The following is a 1018-nucleotide window of genomic DNA, read 5'->3' as shown; positions in this document are numbered from 1 at the left end:
GAGCTGCACAGCTTGCGGTGGGCTCGGTTCATCGGCATACGTCGACGCTAGGCGGGGCGGGCCGCTGTCCGCCACGGGCTAGGCTGCCGTGTCATGTCGCGGAACGGACAGGAGCGGGGGCGCTGGTCCGACACGGCCATTCTCGTCGGCCACTTCACGATGCCGCGCGGGACGGCGTTCGCCACGCACTGGCATCCCGTCCACCAACTCCTCTGCTCCGAGCGGGGGTTGCTGCGGATCAGCGGGGAGCACGGGACCTGGCTGCTGCCGCCGTCGCTGGCCCTCTGGGTCCCCGCGCTCGTCCCGCACGCCACGGGGTCCGAGGGCGACGCCGTGATGCGCGGCGCCTTCGTCGAACCGGCGAGCTGCCCGCACATCGACTGGCGGGACCCCACGGTCGTCGCGGTCACCCCGCTTCTCCGGGCGCTCGTCGAGCACTTGGACCGCACCGACCTGACACCGGAGGCCCGCGCGCGAGCCGAGCTGGTGCTCCTCGACGAGCTGCGTCCGGTGCCGGTGACGAGCGTGTCCGTACCCGAGCCGCGTGATCCGCGGGCGCGGGAGGTGGCCGTAGGACTGATGAACCACCCTTCCGACGCACGGCCGTTGGCTGCGTGGGGTGGGCAAGTCGGGGCCAGTGCACGGACGTTGGCGCGCCTCTTCGTCGCGGAGACGGGTCTGGGCTTCGGCCAGTGGCGGGAACGGCTGCGGATGCAGGCCGCGTTGCCGTTCCTCGCCGAGGGGCTGCCGGTGGAGTCCGTGGCGCGACGCGTGGGGTACGCCTCGGCGAGCTCCTTCACGGCGGCGTTCCACCGGGTGGTCGGGGTGACACCGAGGCAGTACTTTCCGCGCTAGCCGAGCGTCACGTCCCTCGTTAACCGAGGGCGGCCGCCACCAACTCGGCGGTCCTCGCCACCAGTTGGTTGTCGTACGGCGCGTCGGGCGGCAGGGCCGGCTTCGTCGTCAGGACCGCGAGGACGACCGGGTCACCGGCCTCCGTCCAGGCGATACCGACGTC

Annotated in this window: 1 protein-coding gene; it reads left to right on the top strand. The window is 72.4% G+C overall.

What is annotated here, in order from left to right; all coding sequences use genetic code 11:
• The first annotated feature begins 93 nt into the window (after nt 1-93).
• Nucleotides 94-855: an AraC family transcriptional regulator gene (locus tag ACFWI9_RS34830; RefSeq protein ID WP_387169442.1), complete on the top strand. Its 762-nt coding sequence runs from the start codon at nt 94-96 to the stop codon at nt 853-855.
• Nucleotides 856-1018: the final 163 nt, after the last annotated feature.

Origin of the sequence: Streptomyces sp. NPDC127084 (assembly GCF_042724175.1) — a bacterium.
Classification (GTDB): Bacteria; Actinomycetota; Actinomycetes; order Streptomycetales; family Streptomycetaceae; genus Streptomyces.
This window is presented reverse-complemented; position numbering and strand designations above follow the sequence as displayed.

Excerpts from the sequence above, each read along its gene's own strand:
- ACFWI9_RS34830 (WP_387169442.1), top strand. The coding sequence starts at position 94 with ATGTCGCGGAACGGACAGGAGCGGGGGCGCTGGTCCGACACGGCCATT.